At 73.4% G+C, this 15,080-nt stretch carries 13 protein-coding genes; 4 read left to right on the top strand and 9 right to left on the bottom strand.

Features of this window, described 5'->3' with window-relative positions; genetic code table 11:
* Positions 1 to 317: 317 nt before the first annotated feature.
* From ACH4ZA_RS07175 to ACH4ZA_RS07160, 4 genes are all read right to left on the bottom strand, one after another.
* Positions 318 to 830, bottom strand: a complete 513-nt coding sequence (locus ACH4ZA_RS07175) for an ATP-binding protein (protein WP_398428561.1) — start codon at positions 828 to 830, stop codon at positions 318 to 320.
* A 551-nt stretch (positions 831 to 1,381) separates the two neighbouring features.
* A complete protein-coding gene (locus tag ACH4ZA_RS07170; protein ID WP_398428386.1) occupies positions 1,382 to 2,263 on the bottom strand; it encodes an acyl-CoA dehydrogenase family protein in 882 nt (293 codons plus the stop codon).
* A 7-nt stretch (positions 2,264 to 2,270) separates the two neighbouring features.
* Complete coding sequence (locus ACH4ZA_RS07165) at positions 2,271 to 3,407, bottom strand: acyl-CoA dehydrogenase family protein (RefSeq protein WP_319276067.1); 1,137 nt, start codon at positions 3,405 to 3,407, stop codon at positions 2,271 to 2,273.
* A gap of 48 nt (positions 3,408 to 3,455) precedes the next feature.
* Positions 3,456 to 4,652 (bottom strand): amidohydrolase family protein, encoded by a 1,197-nt coding sequence (locus tag ACH4ZA_RS07160; protein ID WP_319276066.1) that lies wholly within the window; start codon positions 4,650 to 4,652, stop codon positions 3,456 to 3,458.
* A gap of 177 nt (positions 4,653 to 4,829) precedes the next feature.
* On the opposite strand from ACH4ZA_RS07160, the gene ACH4ZA_RS07155 reads away from it, so the two are divergent.
* On the top strand, positions 4,830 to 6,347 hold the full coding sequence (locus ACH4ZA_RS07155) for a class I adenylate-forming enzyme family protein (RefSeq protein ID WP_398428385.1): 1,518 nt from the start codon (positions 4,830 to 4,832) through the stop codon (positions 6,345 to 6,347).
* Here the strand turns inward: ACH4ZA_RS07155 and ACH4ZA_RS07150 are convergent.
* Together ACH4ZA_RS07150 and ACH4ZA_RS07145 are read right to left on the bottom strand one after the other, a co-directional pair.
* Positions 6,326 to 6,838 (bottom strand): EF-hand domain-containing protein, encoded by a 513-nt coding sequence (locus ACH4ZA_RS07150; protein ID WP_319276064.1) that lies wholly within the window; start codon positions 6,836 to 6,838, stop codon positions 6,326 to 6,328. The genes ACH4ZA_RS07155 and ACH4ZA_RS07150 overlap by 22 nt on opposite strands.
* 178 nt (positions 6,839 to 7,016) lie before the next feature.
* Positions 7,017 to 7,397, bottom strand: a complete 381-nt coding sequence (locus ACH4ZA_RS07145) for an STAS domain-containing protein (RefSeq protein WP_319276063.1) — start codon at positions 7,395 to 7,397, stop codon at positions 7,017 to 7,019.
* Positions 7,398 to 7,741: 344 nt separating this feature from the next.
* Here ACH4ZA_RS07145 and ACH4ZA_RS07140 point away from each other — a divergent pair, with 344 nt between their 5' ends.
* Together ACH4ZA_RS07140 and ACH4ZA_RS07135 are read left to right on the top strand one after the other, a co-directional pair.
* Positions 7,742 to 8,332 (top strand): sigma-70 family RNA polymerase sigma factor, encoded by a 591-nt coding sequence (locus ACH4ZA_RS07140; RefSeq protein ID WP_319276062.1) that lies wholly within the window; start codon positions 7,742 to 7,744, stop codon positions 8,330 to 8,332.
* Positions 8,329 to 9,870 carry a maleylpyruvate isomerase N-terminal domain-containing protein gene (locus ACH4ZA_RS07135; protein ID WP_398428384.1) on the top strand — a complete coding sequence of 514 codons (1,542 nt, stop codon included), beginning with the start codon at positions 8,329 to 8,331 and terminating at the stop codon, positions 9,868 to 9,870. The genes ACH4ZA_RS07140 and ACH4ZA_RS07135 overlap by 4 nt, the downstream gene beginning before the upstream one ends.
* Before the next feature lie 56 nt (positions 9,871 to 9,926).
* Here ACH4ZA_RS07135 and purU read toward each other — a convergent pair whose 3' ends face one another.
* Both purU and ACH4ZA_RS07125 read right to left on the bottom strand, forming a co-directional pair.
* Positions 9,927 to 10,811: a formyltetrahydrofolate deformylase gene (gene purU, locus ACH4ZA_RS07130; protein ID WP_319276060.1), complete on the bottom strand. Its 885-nt coding sequence runs from the start codon at positions 10,809 to 10,811 to the stop codon at positions 9,927 to 9,929.
* 166 nt (positions 10,812 to 10,977) lie between these two features.
* Positions 10,978 to 11,478 (bottom strand): hypothetical protein, encoded by a 501-nt coding sequence (locus tag ACH4ZA_RS07125; protein WP_079041271.1) that lies wholly within the window; start codon positions 11,476 to 11,478, stop codon positions 10,978 to 10,980.
* Between the two features lie 118 nt (positions 11,479 to 11,596).
* Between ACH4ZA_RS07125 and ACH4ZA_RS07120 the strand changes: the two genes are divergently transcribed.
* Positions 11,597 to 12,970, top strand: a complete 1,374-nt coding sequence (locus ACH4ZA_RS07120) for an ABC transporter substrate-binding protein (protein ID WP_398428381.1) — start codon at positions 11,597 to 11,599, stop codon at positions 12,968 to 12,970.
* A gap of 28 nt (positions 12,971 to 12,998) precedes the next feature.
* Here the strand turns inward: ACH4ZA_RS07120 and ACH4ZA_RS07115 are convergent, their stop codons facing one another.
* Positions 12,999 to 14,930: a hypothetical protein gene (locus ACH4ZA_RS07115; RefSeq protein WP_398428380.1), complete on the bottom strand. Its 1,932-nt coding sequence runs from the start codon at positions 14,928 to 14,930 to the stop codon at positions 12,999 to 13,001.
* Positions 14,931 to 15,080: the final 150 nt, after the last annotated feature.

Genomic DNA, 15,080 nt, shown 5'->3' with positions numbered 1-15,080 from the left:
ACCCTCGTCGACTCCCCTCGCCCCTGAGGGATCCGACGCCGAATCACGATCCGCGCCCGGCAAGGACCTCCGTCACCGAGGCCCTCGCCGTCCCCTCACGGCGAATCGCTGACCACAAGCGTGATCAAACGGACAACGGACGTCAACACCCGGAAGGGGATTTATTACTTACGCCCGATTCATGATGGGCGCGCACGGAAGCACGGCCGGGCGCACCGATCCCGCGGCCGGCCCGGACCGGCAGCGCTTTCCGCGCCCGCGCCCCACGACTGCCGGGGCTTCCGCACCTGTGCGCCGTGCACCCGCCGGCCGACCCGTCAGACCGCCTCGTAGGCCAGTCCGCCGTAGGCCGGCCGGGGCTCCTTCCGAACGCCCGCCGCACGGTCGGCCATGCCTGCGCACTCGGCCGCGCCGCCCCGGTCCACCGAGACCTCGGCCGGGGCCGCACAGCGGTCCAGCTCGCACCAGATGCGCTTGCCCGCGCCCTCGACGCTCCATCCCCAGCGGTCCGCGAGTCCGTCGACCAGGGCCAGGCCGCGCCCGCCGGTCGCCTCGTCGCCCGCGCAGCGGGGCACCGGGGCCCGGTCGCTGGAGTCGGCCACCTCCAGCCGGACGATGGACGGCCCGACCGCCCCGCCCGGCAGGGAGAGCCGCAGCACGGCCGGACAGCCGGTGTGCACCACGGCGTTGGTGACCAGCTCGGAGACGAGCAGGATCAACGTCTCGGCGAGCGGCTCCTCGTCCCCTATCCCGGACCCGACGAGGCGCGAACGGGCCCACCTGCGGGCGCGCCCCACCTCAGCGGGGTCGGGCCGGATCTCCAGCTGCACTTGAAGCACCTGCACCGCTCACACCATCCGAACCGGCGGACACATGGCCGTACGCCACGCCGGCCACGCTGATCGCGTGTGCGCCATGACGACGGGGGCCACGATCGTAGCCATTTTCTGCATGACCAGAACAACGGTCAGAGGCAGGGTGACGGAACGTGAATCCCTTACGAGACAGCTTGGTTGACGTACAGTCACCCCAACAAGCGCTTCGGGCATATTCCAGCGCGAAGGAGTACCCGTGCGGCATACTGTGCGACGCTCGTTGCGGGGAGTCGAACAGGCGGGGGCCATACGCCCGTCCGCCCAGCGAGCGGCGGCGCGCACCGCCGGATCCGGCATCGCCCCAGGGGCACCGCCGGCATGGCTCATGCTCGGAACCACTCGCATCCCACAGAAGGTACCGGAGCGGCCCGCCGACTCCGGGCCGTGACGGGTCACGCATCGGACACAACCCGATATCAACGCTCCGTGATTCCGGTATGCCACGATCCGCGACACCCGGGCGGCCGACCGCCCGTCACCCCGCCCGTCCGCGCAGGCGGGAACCGCTAACGGTCCGCCTCGGCCAGCAGATCGGCCGCGAGCAGCTCCTCACTCTCCGTGACACCGCCCGCACGCCGGGTGCGCACCCAGGCCCGTTTCAGCAGCAGGTGGACGTCCGCCTCCCAGGTGAACCCCATGCCGCCGTGCACCTGGAGACAGTCGCGCGCGCCGCGCACGGCAGCCTCGTCGGCCAGCAGCCGGGCCGCCGCGATGTCGGCGGGGTCGGCGGTGACGGCGGCCGCGTAGACGGCGGCACGGGCCGTCTCGACCCGCACGAGCAGCTCCGCGCAGAGATGCTTGATCGCCTGGAAGCCCCCGATCGGCCGTCCGAACTGCTCCCGCGCCCGGGCGTGTTGCACCGCCAGTTCGCACGCGCGTGTGGCGGTGCCGAGCTGCTCCGCCGCGGTGAGGAGGACGGCGGCGGGATCGGCGCTCCCGCGCGCGGGCACGGCGTGCAGCGGCGTCAGCGGGTCCACCGACCGCAGGGGCACGGCCTCTTCGACGTCGCCGAGCACGACGTCCGCCTGCGCCAGCCATTCCACCAGCCCGCCGCCGTCGGCGGCCGCCACGACCGTCTCGCCCTCGGCCGCGCCCGGCACACGCCCGGCCGCCAGGTGCGTGGCCGCCAACGGGCCCGGCAGCAGCACCCGGCCCGCCTCCTCGAAGACCAGCACCGCCTCGGGCAGCCCGAGTCCGACCCCGCCGTCCGCCTCCGGCAGCCGCAGCGCGAAGAATCCGGCCGCGCCCAGCTCCCGCCACAGGGCCCGGTCCAGCACGCCCGGCCGGTCCACGGCCGCCCGCAGCGCCACCCGGTCGAACCGGCGCGCCAGCAGCTCCCGCACCCCGGCGCGCAGCGCCCGCTGGTCCTCCGTCAGTCGAAAACGCACGGACCGTTCACCTCCCCTTCGGCAGACCCAGGATCCGCTCGGCCACGATGTCGCGCTGGATCTGCGAGGTGCCGGCCGCGATGGTGTACGACAGCGACGAGAGCCGGTCGGCCGTCCACGGCCGGTCGGCGTCCAGGGCGGCGTCGCCCAGGACCTCGGCGGCGGCGTCGTACAGCTCCTGGCGCGCCTGCGAGTACCGCAGTTTGAACACCGAGCCGCCGACGCCGGGCACCCCGCCGTGCGCGGCCTCCGCCGCGCTCACGTTCCACTGCGTCAGCCGCCACAGCGCCCGGAACTCGGCGTTGAGGGACCCCAGCCGGCGCCGCAGGACGGGGTCGTCCCAGCGTCCGGTGCGCCGGGCCCGGCGCGCGATTTCGCCCAGCACCCGCCGGCAGGCGACGACCTCGCCGACGAAGGCGGTGCCGCGTTCGAAGGACAGCGTCACCATCGTGACGCGCCAGCCGTCGTTCTCGGCCCCCACCCGGTTGCCGACCGGCACCCGCACCTCGTCGAGGAACACCTCGGCGAACTCGGCGGTCCCGGCGAGGGTGCGCAGCGGCCGGACCGTCACGCCCGGCGCGTCCATGGGCATGGCCAGCCAGCTGATGCCCCGGTGCTTCGGCGCGTCCGGATCGGTGCGGACCAACAGCTCGCACCAGTCGGCGACTTCCGCGTGCGAGGTCCAGATCTTGGACCCGCTCACCACGTAGGCGTCGCCGTCGCGCCACGCGCGCGTGCGCAGCGCCGCGAGATCGGACCCGGCGTCGGGCTCGCTGAAGCCCTGGCACCACACCTCCTCGCCGCGCAGGATGGGCGGCAGCCAGCGGGCCCGCTGCTCGGCCGTCCCCTCGGCGGCGATCGTCGGGCCGGCGTGCAGCAGCCCGACGAAGCCCGCGCCCACGTACGGCGCGCCCGCCTTCTCGGTCTCCTCCAGGAAGATCAGGCGGACGCCCGGCGAGGCCTGCCAGTGCACGTCGGCGTATCCGGCGTCGTGCAGCGCCCGCTGCCAGCCGAGGTCGTAGGCGCGGCGGCCCGGCCAGTCGTCCGGCGACGGCTTCGGTGGGAGCGTGGGCAGCACCTTGCCCAGCCACTCCCGCAGCCGGGCCCGGAACTCCGCGTCCTCGGGGCTGTCCGAGAGGTCCATGTCCTGATCCCCCTGCCTGGTCCTGATCCCTGCCCGGGTCCGTACCGGCTACTTGTCGAGGTCCAGGTCCAGCATGCGGATCGCGTTGCCGCGCATCAGCTTGTAGACCGTCTCGTCGTCGAGGCCCTTGACGTGGTCGAGGGCGACCTCCTTGGTGTGCGGGAAGGTGGAGTCCACGTGCGGGTAGTCGGTCTCGAAGGTCGCGTTGTCGCGGCCCACCGCGTCCAGGGACGCCACGCCGTGCTTGTCGCGGAAGAAGCAGCAGAAGATCTGCCGGTAGTAGTAGGTCGACGGCGGCTCGGGGACGAGGTCGCGCACGCCGCCCCACGCGCGGTGCTCCTCCCAGACGTCGTCGGCGCGTTCCAGGGCGTACGGGATCCACCCCATCTGTCCCTCGGAGTAGGCCAGCTTGAGGCGCGGGAACCGCACCAAGACGCCGCTGAAGAGGTAGTCCATCATCGAGGCCATCGCGTTGTTGAACGACAGGGACGCCTGGACGGCCGGGGGCGCGTCGGGTGAGGCGGCCGGCATCTGCGAGGACGAGCCGATGTGCATGTTGACGACCGTGCCCGTCTCCTCGCACACGGCGAAGAACGGGTCCCAGTAGCCCGAGTGGATCGACGGCAGCCCGAGGTGGCTCGGGATCTCGGAGAACGTCACGGCGCGCACCCCGCGGGCCGCGTTGCGCCGGATCTCGGCGACCGCCAGGCCGACGTCCCACAGGGGGATCAGGCACAGCGGGATCAGCCGGCCGCCGCTGCCGCCGCACCACTCCTCGACCATCCAGTCGTTGTAGGCGCGCACGCAGGCGAGCGCGACCTCCTTGTCGTGCGCCTCGGCGAAGGTCTGCCCGCAGAAGCGCGGGAAGGACGGGAAGCACAGCGAGGCCTCGACGTGGTTGAGGTCCATGTCCGCCAGCCGGGCCTTCGGGTCCCAGCAGCCGCGCCGCATCTCCGCGCGGGTGATGCCTTCCAGGGTCATCTCGTCGCGGTCGAAGCCGACGGCGGCGATGTTGCGCTTGTACGGGAACTTCAGGTCCTCGTAGATCCACCAGTCGGTGGGCGGGCCGTCCGGGTCCATCGTGATCCGGTACTTCCCGGCGACGTAGGCGAGCTCGCCGATCCCGGCGGTGAGGGGCTGCGGTCCCCGGTCCCGGTACTTCTTCGGCAGCCAGGTGGCGAAGAGGTGCGCGGGCTCGATCACATGGTCGTCCACGCTGACGATGCGCGGCAGTTCGGTGCTCATGGATTCCCCTCCGCCTGGCGGAACGCGGCGGTCCGGTGGACGGCCCGGCGCGTCATCTGATGGGTCGTCAGATCTGCTCTCCCCTGCAGGCTAGCCCGCACCCCCTGGACCGACAAGGCGACCGGCCCTACGCTCTGCCCAGATCTGACTGTCCGTCAGCTACGTCAGGGGGCCGACGTGAACGACACCGACACCGCACACCGGCTGAGCGCCTCCCGCACCCTCTGGGAGCTGCTCGCCCGCCGCGCCGACCTCACCCCCGGCCGCCGGGTCCTCCTTCAGGGCGACCGCTCCCTGACCTTCAGCGAGCTGCGCGAGCGCGCCGAACGGACGGCGGCCGGGCTCCACGACATGGGCGTACGCCCCGGCACCGTCGTCGCCTGGCAGCTGCCGACCCGCCTCGAGACGGCCGTGCTCTCCTTCGCCCTGGCGCGCCTCGGGGCCGTGCAGACCCCGGTGATCCCCTTCTACCGCGACCGCGAGGTCGGCTTCGCGCTGCGCGAGTCGAAGGCGGAGTTCTTCGCCACGCCGGGCGTCTGGCGCGGCTTCGACCACACCGAGATGGCCCGGCGGCTCGGCGCGAAGGGCGTCTTCGAGGCCTACGACGACCTGCCCGAGGGCGATCCCGCAGGGCTCCCCGCCCCGCCCGCCGAGGGCGGCTCGGTCCGCTGGATCTACTGGACCTCGGGCACCACGTCCGACCCCAAGGGCGTCCTGCACACCGACCGTTCGCTGATCGCGGGCGGCTCCTGCCTCGCCCACGCGCTGCGCCTCACGGCGGACGACGTCGGCTCCATGGCCTTCCCGTACGCCCACATCGCCGGCCCCGACTACACCGTCATGCTGCTGCTCTACGGCTTCCCGGCGGTGATGTTCGAGCACTTCGCGCTGCCGGACGCGCTGGAGGAGTACCGGCGGCACGGTGTGACGGTGGCGGGCGGGTCGACGGCCTTCTACTCGATGTTCCTCGCCGAGCAGCGCAGACAGCCGGGCGTTCCCGTGATCCCGACGCTGCGGCTGCTCGCGGGCGGCGGCGCGCCCAAGCCTCCGGAGGTGTACCACGCCGTCGTGCGCGAGATGGGCGTGCAGCTCACCCACGGCTACGGGATGACCGAGGTGCCGATGATCACCATGGGCGCGCCGGACGACACGGCGGAGAACCTCGCGACGACGGAGGGACGGCCGCCCAAGGGCATGGAGATACGCGTCGCCGAAGACGGGGAGGTGCGGCTGCGCGGCGAGGCCGTGTGCCGGGGCTACCTGGATCCCGGCCAGAGCGCCGAGGCGTTCGACGCGGACGGCTTCCTGCGCACGGGCGACCTCGGGCGGCTGACCGGCAGCGGGCACCTGGTGCTCACCGGACGGCTGAAGGACGTCATCATCCGCAAGGGGGAGAACGTCTCCGCCAAGGAGATCGAGGACCTGCTGGCCGCCCATCCCGGCGTCGGGGACGTCGCCGTGATCGGGCTGCCCGACGCCGAGCGCGGGGAGCGGGTGTGCGCGGTCGTCGAACAGCCTCCCGGGGCGGAGGCGCTGACCCTGGAGTCGGTCACGGCGCATCTGCGCGCGGCGGGACTCTCCGTGCACAAGCTGCCCGAGCAGCTGGAGCTGGTGGACGCCCTGCCGCGCAACGACACGCTCCGCAAGGTCCTCAAGTACAAGCTGCGCGAACGCTACTCGGGGACCGTGAAGTAGCGGGCGAACGCCGGGACGATCTCCGCCTCGCCGACCTTGCCGTCGGCGTCGGCGTCCAGCACCGCGGCGGCTCCCCGGGCGACCTCCTCGGGCGCGCCGAGGGCGCGGAGCACCCGCACGGTGTCCTCCACCGTCGCTCGGCCGTCGCCGTCGGCGTCGGCCACGTCGAGCGCCGCGTGCAGGAAGGGGCGGGCGATCTCGGCGAACCGCTCCGGGTTGTCGCGCAGTCGCTTGACCGCGCCGGTCACGAACTCCTCGCGGGTGATGCGCTGGTCGCCGTCGCGGTCGGCGATGCCGGCCATGCCCTGCCAGAACGCCTCGGCTCCCGCGTAGACGGCCTGCCCCTTGTCGGAGCGGGCGGCGACGCCGAACTCGGCGAGGACCGCCTTGGCGGCCGCGGCGAAGTCCGCACGGTCGATGTAGCCGTTGCCGTCCTGGTCGAAGGTGGCGAACCGGGCGGCGATCCTGCGTTCGTACTCGCTGTTGACCATGTCTTCTCGGGCCGCCTTACGTCGTCGCGGAGGTGCTGTGGGAGATGCGGTGGCAGGCGCTGCGAAGAGTGCCTCCGGCAGGGAGCGTACGACGCGGACGGCGTCCGGGCGGCGGGAAGGGGACGCCTGTGCCCGGACCGGGGGCGATTCGGGACGAACGTGTGGCGAAACGGCGGCTTCACGCCGACAGCGGTTCCGTCCCCTCGTCCAGCGCGTCCGCGAGATCGGCGTACACGTCGAAGAGGCGGCGCACGCCGAGCGCGCCCAGCACCCGGTTGACGTGGGAGCCCTCGGCCGCACCGCGCGCGGGGAGGATCAGCCGCAGCCGTCCCCGGCAGGAGCGGATGAGGCGGCGGGCCGCGATGAGCACGCCGACTCCGCTGGAGTCGCAGAAGTACACGTCGGAGAGGTCGAGGACGAGACTGTGGCGGCCCTCGGCCACCTCGTCGTGCACCCGCTGCCGCAGCACCGGCGACGTCACCAGGTCCAGCTCGCCCGACACCCGGAGCACGGCCCATCCGCCCTGCTCGCCGCTGGTCACTTTGAAGGCCACCACCACGCCTTTCGCTCGCTGTCGCCGGCCCTGGGTCCGCAGTAAACGGAAGCTTTTCCTTCGCTTCCTTGCAGCGCGGCTGCCCAGCGGCCGTGCCCCGAAACGCCGAAGCAAAAACAGAAACCGAGAGAAAGAGGCTTGTTTCTGTCATATGCGGTCCGGTTCGATCCATGTCTGTCGGGTAGGTGCGGGCCCATACCACCCTCACGCGGACAGGGGGCGCACATTGAAACAAAGGGGCGTGCGTCGTCCTGCCTGCCGACTACATTCGAGGTGACGACGGACGCACGCTGAACACGATCACGGACACGAGCACGCAGGTACAGGACGCGCACGGGTGAGGGGGACGCATGGCGAAGAGGGACGCACCGCCCCGCTGGGACCGCAGGATGCAGCAGCGGCTCGCGCGCGGTGAGGCGGCCGCCCTCGGCGAGCTCTACGACCGGTTCGCTTCACTCGTGCACGGTCTCGCCCACCGTGTGCTCGAAGACGAACGGGCGGCGGACGGCGTCACCCGCGAGGTCTTCGCCCACCTCTGGGAACACCCGGACGCCTACGACCCCGGACAGGGCCCGCTGCGCACCTGGGTCGCCACGGTGACCCACCGTCTCGCCGTGCAGCGGCTGCGCGCCACCGAGACCGCCGCGCTGGCCGAGACGGGCCACGGTTCCGCCGAGGCGACCGAGGAACTCGAGCGCAGGGTGCGGCACGCCTCCGTCGCCGCCCGCGCCGACTACATCGTCCAGGCCATGCCGGCCCCGCTGCGCGCCGCCCTGGAGCTGGCCTACTTCCAGCGCCGCGACTACCGCCAGACCGCGGCCGACCTCGGCGTCACCGAGGACGAGGCCCGCCGCAGGCTCCGCCTCGGCCTGCAACTTCTCTCCACCGCCCACGACACCGCGGCCCCCGGAGCGCCCCCGGGCTACGGAGGTGCGGCGTGAGCGACGCGGACGGCCTGGACGGCGTCCAGCCGCACGGCGGCGAGGACGAGAACGCCTACGGCAAGGACCGGGACAAGCACGGGGACGGGGGCGGGGGCGGAAACAGGGACGGGGGCGGGGAAGCGGAAGGCACCGACGGCACGGAGAAGACGGGCACGGGCAGCGGCACGGGGAGCACGCAGAACGTGGGGAACACACCGGACGCGGAGAGCGCAGGCGGCGCGGCCGGAGAGCCGAGCGCCGAGGCCGCGCCCCCGCACGCCCCTCGCATCCCGCTGCCCCGCGTCTCCGTGGAGGACGGCGGGAGGCCGCTGCCCGCCCTGGAGGAGCCGGCCGGACGGCAACCGGTCAGGCTCGAGCATCCGATCCTCAAGTCGCTGCTCGGCGCATGGGCGCTCGCCGCCTGCTCGGCCGAGGAGACGGACGCCGTCGAGGTGCACCTCGGCGACTGCGGCGCGTGCGCGGACGAGGCGCGGCGACTGCGCGAGGCCGTCGGGCTGCTCCACCGCTCGGAGTCCCTCGACCTCGACCCCGCCCTGCGCACCCGCGTCCTCGAAGGCTGCCTGGAGCGACGTCCGCCGCATGTCCCGGTGCCCGACTGGGCGGCGTCGTACGACGCCGAGACCGCGCGACTGGACGCCCTGCTCCAGGACTTCGGGGACGCCGAGTGGCACGCGCCCGTACGGCTGCGCTGGTTCCGCGGCGAGAGCGCGACCAGCCGCCGGACCACCGTCGCCGGGGTCATCGCCCACCTGCTGGCGGTCGACGGGCTGATCGCCGTCGCCCTGGGCCTGGACGACCCCCTGGACCCGGACACGGGCGACGCCACGGGCCGGCCGGACGCGACGGGCGTGCCGAAGAGCGGGACGCGGACGCCGGCCCAGCGCACCGAGGCCCTCTGGGCAGGCGCGCACTTCCCGCCCACCCGCTCGGTGCGCGGCCCGTGGCGCGAGCAGACCCACGCCCTGGTGCGCACGGTGTCCTTCACCGGCCCGGGCCCCGGCGGCACGCCGGTGTCGTACGGCGGCTTCGAACTCCCCCTGCAGGACGCGATGCTGGACCGGGCCTTCGAGTGCTGGGTGCACGCCGAGGACATCGCGGAAGCCGTCGACTACCCCTACGCGCCACCCGCGCCGCGCCACCTCCACGGCATGATCGACCTGGCCGCGCGGATGCTGCCGGAGACGCTCGCCGCCCGCCGTCGCGCCGGACTCGCCTCGCCTGCCCGCACCCGCCGCCTGATGGCCGCCGGCCGGCCCGGCCGCAGTCTGCGCCTGGAGATCGAGGGCTCGGGCGGCGGCCAGTGGCTGATCCCGCTGGACTCCCCCGCGCCGGCGGTCCCGCCCGGACCCGGGGGCCCCGGCGGCGCGGCGGTCCCCGCCGACGACGAGGTGGCCCACGTGGCCATGGACGACGTGGAGTTCTGCCGGCTGGCGGCCGGCCACGTGTCTCCGGAGGAGGCCGCGGCGGGACAGGTCGGCGACCGGGACGCGATCAGGGACGTGCTGTTCGCGGCGGCGAGCCTCAGCCGGATGTAGCGGGGGCACGGCGGCAGCGCCCCCGCGGCGTCCCCGCCGAGATCTTCACGGGCCCTCTAGGGGAAGACGACCGTCCGCCGCCCGTTGAGCAGGATCCGGCGCTCCGCGTGCCACTTGACGGCTCGCGCCAGTGCCTGGCACTCCACGTCCCGTCCGATCGCGACGAGCTGGTCCGGTGTGACGCCGTGCCCGACCCGCTCGACCTCCTGCTCGATGATCGGCCCCTCGTCGAGGTCGGCGGTCACATAGTGCGCCGTCGCCCCGATCAGCTTCACGCCCCGCGCGTGTGCCTGGTGGTACGGCTTCGCGCCCTTGAAGCTCGGCAGGAACGAGTGGTGGATGTTGATGATCCGGCCGCTGAGCTGCTTGCACAGGTCGTCGGAGAGGACCTGCATGTAGCGCGCCAGGACGACGAGTTCGACGTCCTGGTCCCGGACCAGCTCCAGCAGCTGCGTCTCGGCCTGCTGCTTGTTCTCCTTCGTCACCGGAATGTGGTGGAAGGGAATGTTGTACGAGCCCACCAGCTCGGCGAAGTCGGTGTGGTTGGACACCACGGCCGCGATCTCCACCGGCAGCGCGCCGATGCTGGCGCGGAACAGCAGGTCGTTCAGACAGTGCCCGAACTTGCTGACCATGAGGACGATGCGCATCTTCTCGTCGGCTCGGTTGATCTGCCAGTCCATGTGGAACGAGTCGCCGATCGCCGCGAAGCTCGCCCGCAGCTTGTCCACCGTCACCGGGGGCTCTGCCGAGAAGTGCACGCGCAGGAAGAACAGCCCCGTGTCGTGGTCGCCGAACTGCTGGCTGTCCTCGATGTTGCAGCCGGTCATGAAGAGGTAGCTCGACACGGCGTGCACGATGCCCTGCTTGTCGGGACACGACAGGGTGAGGACGTACTGGTCGGCGGGGGTCGCCGCGGCTCGGGCGGGCTGCGCGTTCATGCCCGACAGGGTCGCACACCGCCTCCCGCCCTTGGCAATCGTTCCGCGGACCGGAACGCGCAGATCAAGACATGCGGACCGGAGCACGCAGGACGAAGCCTCCGGACCGCAGGACTCATGCCGGAGCACCCGGGTCGGAGCGGGCCGGCGGCGCCCGCCGCCGCGGCTACGCCGCCCGCGTCATGATCCGGAGAACCTCGAGGGTGCGGGGCGGCGCGTCCGGGTCGTCCCCGTCGCTCGCCGCCATCCGCACGTGCGCGTCCCGCGCCGCCCGCACCGCGTCCGGCCAGCCCTGGTTGTCGACGTAAGCGGAGACCGGGGCGTCCGGCCCGACCTGGTGCATGATCCGCAGGACCCGCAGCACCGCGGTGTCGACGAGGGCGGCCTCCTGCGAGTCGCGGAAGATCGTGCCGACGTACTTCTCGGCGGACCAGTTGTCGAGCCAGGTGTCCTCGACGAGGCGGTACACGGCGTCGGTGACGTCCCCGTACCCCTCGACGCCGGCCAGCCAGACGTTCTGCTGGAACGCCGGATCGGAGAGCATGTGCAGCGCGGAGCGCACATTGCTGCGCCAGCGCCACCACGGCATGTCGTTGAGTGGCATGCCGCCCATGGTGGGGGAGCGACGGCCGCGACGGGAAGAGTTCTCCGAACCTTGCACGGTCACCGATCGTACGTTTCCGCGCCTCACGAGCGTCACGGACCCCCGCAATTCACCTGCCGGTCACCCAGCGTTGAACGAGGGTCACGCCGAGGTTGGCCATGTGACGGAATCGTGCGTGTCCATGACCGGCAGGCGACGCACGTCCACGCGAAGCACCTTCCTCCCCCGATCGCTCCGCTTCACCAGGTCCGCCAGAGCGGGAACCCCGTCCGCGAGAACCGTGTCCGCGAGGGCCCTGTCCGCGGGGGCCCTCGCCGCCTGCGCGTCGCTCGCGGTCGCCTGCGGGGTGGTCCCCGGCACCGCCGAGGGCTCCGGGGACGGCCCGATCATCGTGATGACCTGGGCCCCCGAGGGGACGTCCGCGACCAACAAACCCGGAATGCCCGCCTTCGCCCGCGCCTACGCCCGCTGGCTCAACGCGAACGGCGGCCTGGGCGGCCGCGACCTCAAGGTGCTGACCTGCAACGACCGCGACGACACCGTCGCCGCCGCGCAGTGCGCCCGGCGGGCCGTCAAAGAGGGCGCAGTCGCCGTGGTCGGCTCCTACAGCCAGCACTCCGACGCCTTCTTCCCGCATCTGGAGGGCGCCGGCATCCCGTACATAGGGGGCTTCGGCGTGACGAACGCCGAGTTCACCAGCCCCCTGTCCTACCCCGTCAACGGAGGCCGCTCGAGTCTCCTCGCGGGTCTCGGCAAGGAACTGGCCCCGCAGTGCGGCCGGGTCTCCCTCGTCCGCCCCGACACCATCGCGGGCGACTCCCTGCCCGTGATGCTCGACGCCGGGCTGACGGCGGGCGGCCACGACGCGTCCGCGGACCAGCCGGCCCCGGAGGACGCCACCGAGTACGCGGCCCAGGCCGAGAACGCCCTGAGGACGGCGACCAAGGGCGAGAGCCGGTCCGAGAAGGGCCGCAAGGGCCGGGGATGCGTGGTGACCGCGCTCGGGGACCGCACCGGCACCTTCATGGACTCCTTCCGGCGCAGCCGCGAGGACTACCCCGGCGTGCGCACCGCCACCATCCTCGGCAGCGTCGACCAGACGGTGATCAACGCCGCGGGCGCCGGTTCGGGACCGTTCGAAGGGGCGTACATCACCGGCTGGTACCCGGTGGCGAGCGACCCCGCCTGGGCCCCGATGAAGAAGGTGATCAGCGAGCAGGCGTTCTCCGACACCCGCGTCGACCCGGCCGACACGGGCGTGCAGACCACCTGGATCGCCTACAACGTGCTCCGGCAGGCCGTGGAGTCACTGGACGGCGGCCCGGTGACCGCCGACACCGTGCGGCACGCACTGGACAACGGACTGCAGGTCGACACCGGCGGGCTCACGCCGAACCTGCGCTGGCGGTTCACCGACCGCCTCGCCTCCATCGGCTTCCCCCGCCTGGTCAACGCCGACGTCACCCTGCAGACCGTGCGCAAGGGACGTCTGGTGGCCGCCGAGCGGGGTTTCGTCGACGTGACGGGAACCCTGGAGAAGGCGCACGTGGACTGAGGAGTCCCGCCCCGGGGCGAGATGCGGCTCAGAGCTGGGTGGGCTGGCGCTCGGTCAGTCCGTACTTGCGGGCGATCGCGTTCCACAGCTTCGCGGCCTGCGCCTTCTGCGCGCTCGCGGTGCCGCTCGCCCGGTTGCCGGCCTGCGTCTCGCCGGTGGTGCGGGCCGAGCCCCTCTTGCAGTTCTTCTTCTTGTTCCCGGCGACCTGGTCGGCCCAGGCCGCGTAGTGGTCGTCGGCGGACGCGGACGCCTGCCACGCCTTGGTGAGCGCGGCGGTCAGCGCGGCGTGGTCCTGGAGCCGGTCGACCTTCAGCGCGGACAGCCGGGTGACCAGGTCGGTGCGCTGCTTCGCCGCGTCCCGCAGATCCGTGGCCGCCCGGGCGAGGTCGCCGCACGCCTTGACGTCGGCGACCGCGCTGATCACGCTGGCCCGGCTGCTGCCGCTGTCCGCCAGCAGCTTGTCCAGTTCCGCGGCCTGTCCCCGGGCCCCGTCCGAGGACGCCGAGCCGGACTGACCGGTCACCGGCGCCGACGCGGCCACCGTCTTGTTGTCGTCGCCCTTGTCCGAGCCCCCGCCGCCGAGCAGCGCGCCCGCGGCGACGCCGACGACCGCGAGCGCCACGCCGATCGCCGCGAACAACGGCACCCGTGAGCCGGTGCCGTCTCCCCGGCCGCGCCGGCCGCCGCCGCCGTCGTCCCGCGTCCCTCTCCGGCCGCCCGCAGACGGGTCGCCGGGCGGGGCGTAGGAGGGCTCGGCGTACGAGGGCTGGGCGTACGAGGGCCGGGCGTAGCCGGACCGGGCGGCGGGACCGCCGCCGTGGCCCGGACCGCCGACGTGCACGGGGGCGTCGGGCTCGTCGAAACGCGGCAGCAGCTGGGTCGAGCCGGCCGGTCCGTCGCCGGCCGGCTCGTCGCGGAAGAGGCTCTCGAACCCGGCGGGCGGCTGCTGGCGGTCACCGCCGTCCTGTGCGGCGACGGGCGGGATGTACTGGGTGGCCTCGGCGTCGGGATGCCCGCCCGGCACCGGGCCGGGAGCGCCCTGCGGGTGCCGGGGGCCCGGATTCTGCGGCGTGCGGCCGAGAAAGTGGGTCGACTCGGCCGGGACTTCGGGCGGCAGCGCGCCCGGCACCACGGGCGGTATGTACTGGGTGGCGCCCTCGTCGGCGGGCACGGCCGGGACCGGCGGCAGGTACTGGGTGGCGCCCTCGTCGACGGGCACGGCCGCGACCGGCGGTATGTACTGCGTGGCGCCCTCGTCGGCCGGGGCGGGGGCGGCCGCGACCGGCGGCAGGGGTGCGCCGGGTCTGCCCTGGCCGTACGCCGGGGCGGCCGGATCCGGTGCGCTCTCGGGCGGGAGCGGGCCGGCGCCGGTCTGCCGGCCGCCGTCCCAGGGGTCCTGCTGCGGGGCGCCCCACTGGTTCTGCTGCTGCGCCCGGTGCTGCTCGGGCCGGTGCTGCGGCGGTGCCTGGTCCGGGGGCAGCGGCCAGCCCTGGTCCGGCTGCTGCGCCGGCGACTGCTGGTCCGCGCCCCAGGGCTGCTCCCAGGTCTGTCCACCGGCCGCCGGCTGCCCGTAGTCCGGCTGCTGCCCGTAGTCCGGCGGTCCGTAGCCCTGCGATCCGTACGGCTGCTGCCCGTCGGGCTGCCCGTAGAGCTGCTGCCCGTCGGGCTGCCCGTACGGCTGGTGCGGCTGCTGCGGCTGCTGCGGCTGGTGGCCGTAGGGCTGCTGTCCCTCCGCCCGGTCGTAGGCCCGGCCCTCCGCAGGCTGTCCGTACGGCCCGGCTTCGTACCCGCCGGGGTGGGGCGCAGGCGCCGCGCCCGGCTGCGGCCGCGGCCGGGCCGACGGGCGTCGCACGTCCGGCGTCATTCCCGGCAGCAGGGGCTCCCCGCCGTCGGAGGGCAGCACGATGCCTTCGCGCGCGGGCTGCGCCGAGGGCTCCTCGCCCTGTCCACTCTGCGTCACCGGGACTCCTGCTGATGGGGGACCTTCGGAATCGTCGGTTCACGCTACCGGGTCCCCGGAACCCCGTGCCACGCAGCTCGAGAACGTGATCTCCCTCCCCCGGGGCCGCCGGTGACGTCCGTCACGGATCCGGCGCGCCGCGCGCCCTGT

This window comes from Streptomyces sp. NPDC020597 (genome assembly GCF_044335095.1).
GTDB lineage: Bacteria > Actinomycetota > Actinomycetes > Streptomycetales > Streptomycetaceae > Streptomyces.
Note: the sequence above shows the minus strand (reverse complement) of the source record. Positions and strands in the feature narration are given on the sequence as shown.

Bases quoted from the DNA above. Each gene is read 5' to 3' on its own strand.
- ACH4ZA_RS07150 (WP_319276064.1), bottom strand. From the start codon at position 6,838: ATGGTCAACAGCGAGTACGAACGCAGGATCGCCGCCCGGTTCGCCACC.
- ACH4ZA_RS07140 (WP_319276062.1), top strand. From the start codon at position 7,742: ATGGCGAAGAGGGACGCACCGCCCCGCTGGGACCGCAGGATGCAGCAG.
- ACH4ZA_RS07165 (WP_319276067.1), bottom strand. From the start codon at position 3,407: ATGGACCTCTCGGACAGCCCCGAGGACGCGGAGTTCCGGGCCCGGCTG.
- ACH4ZA_RS07120 (WP_398428381.1), top strand. From the start codon at position 11,597: ATGACCGGCAGGCGACGCACGTCCACGCGAAGCACCTTCCTCCCCCGA.
- ACH4ZA_RS07160 (WP_319276066.1), bottom strand. From the start codon at position 4,652: ATGAGCACCGAACTGCCGCGCATCGTCAGCGTGGACGACCATGTGATC.
- purU (WP_319276060.1), bottom strand. From the start codon at position 10,811: ATGAACGCGCAGCCCGCCCGAGCCGCGGCGACCCCCGCCGACCAGTAC.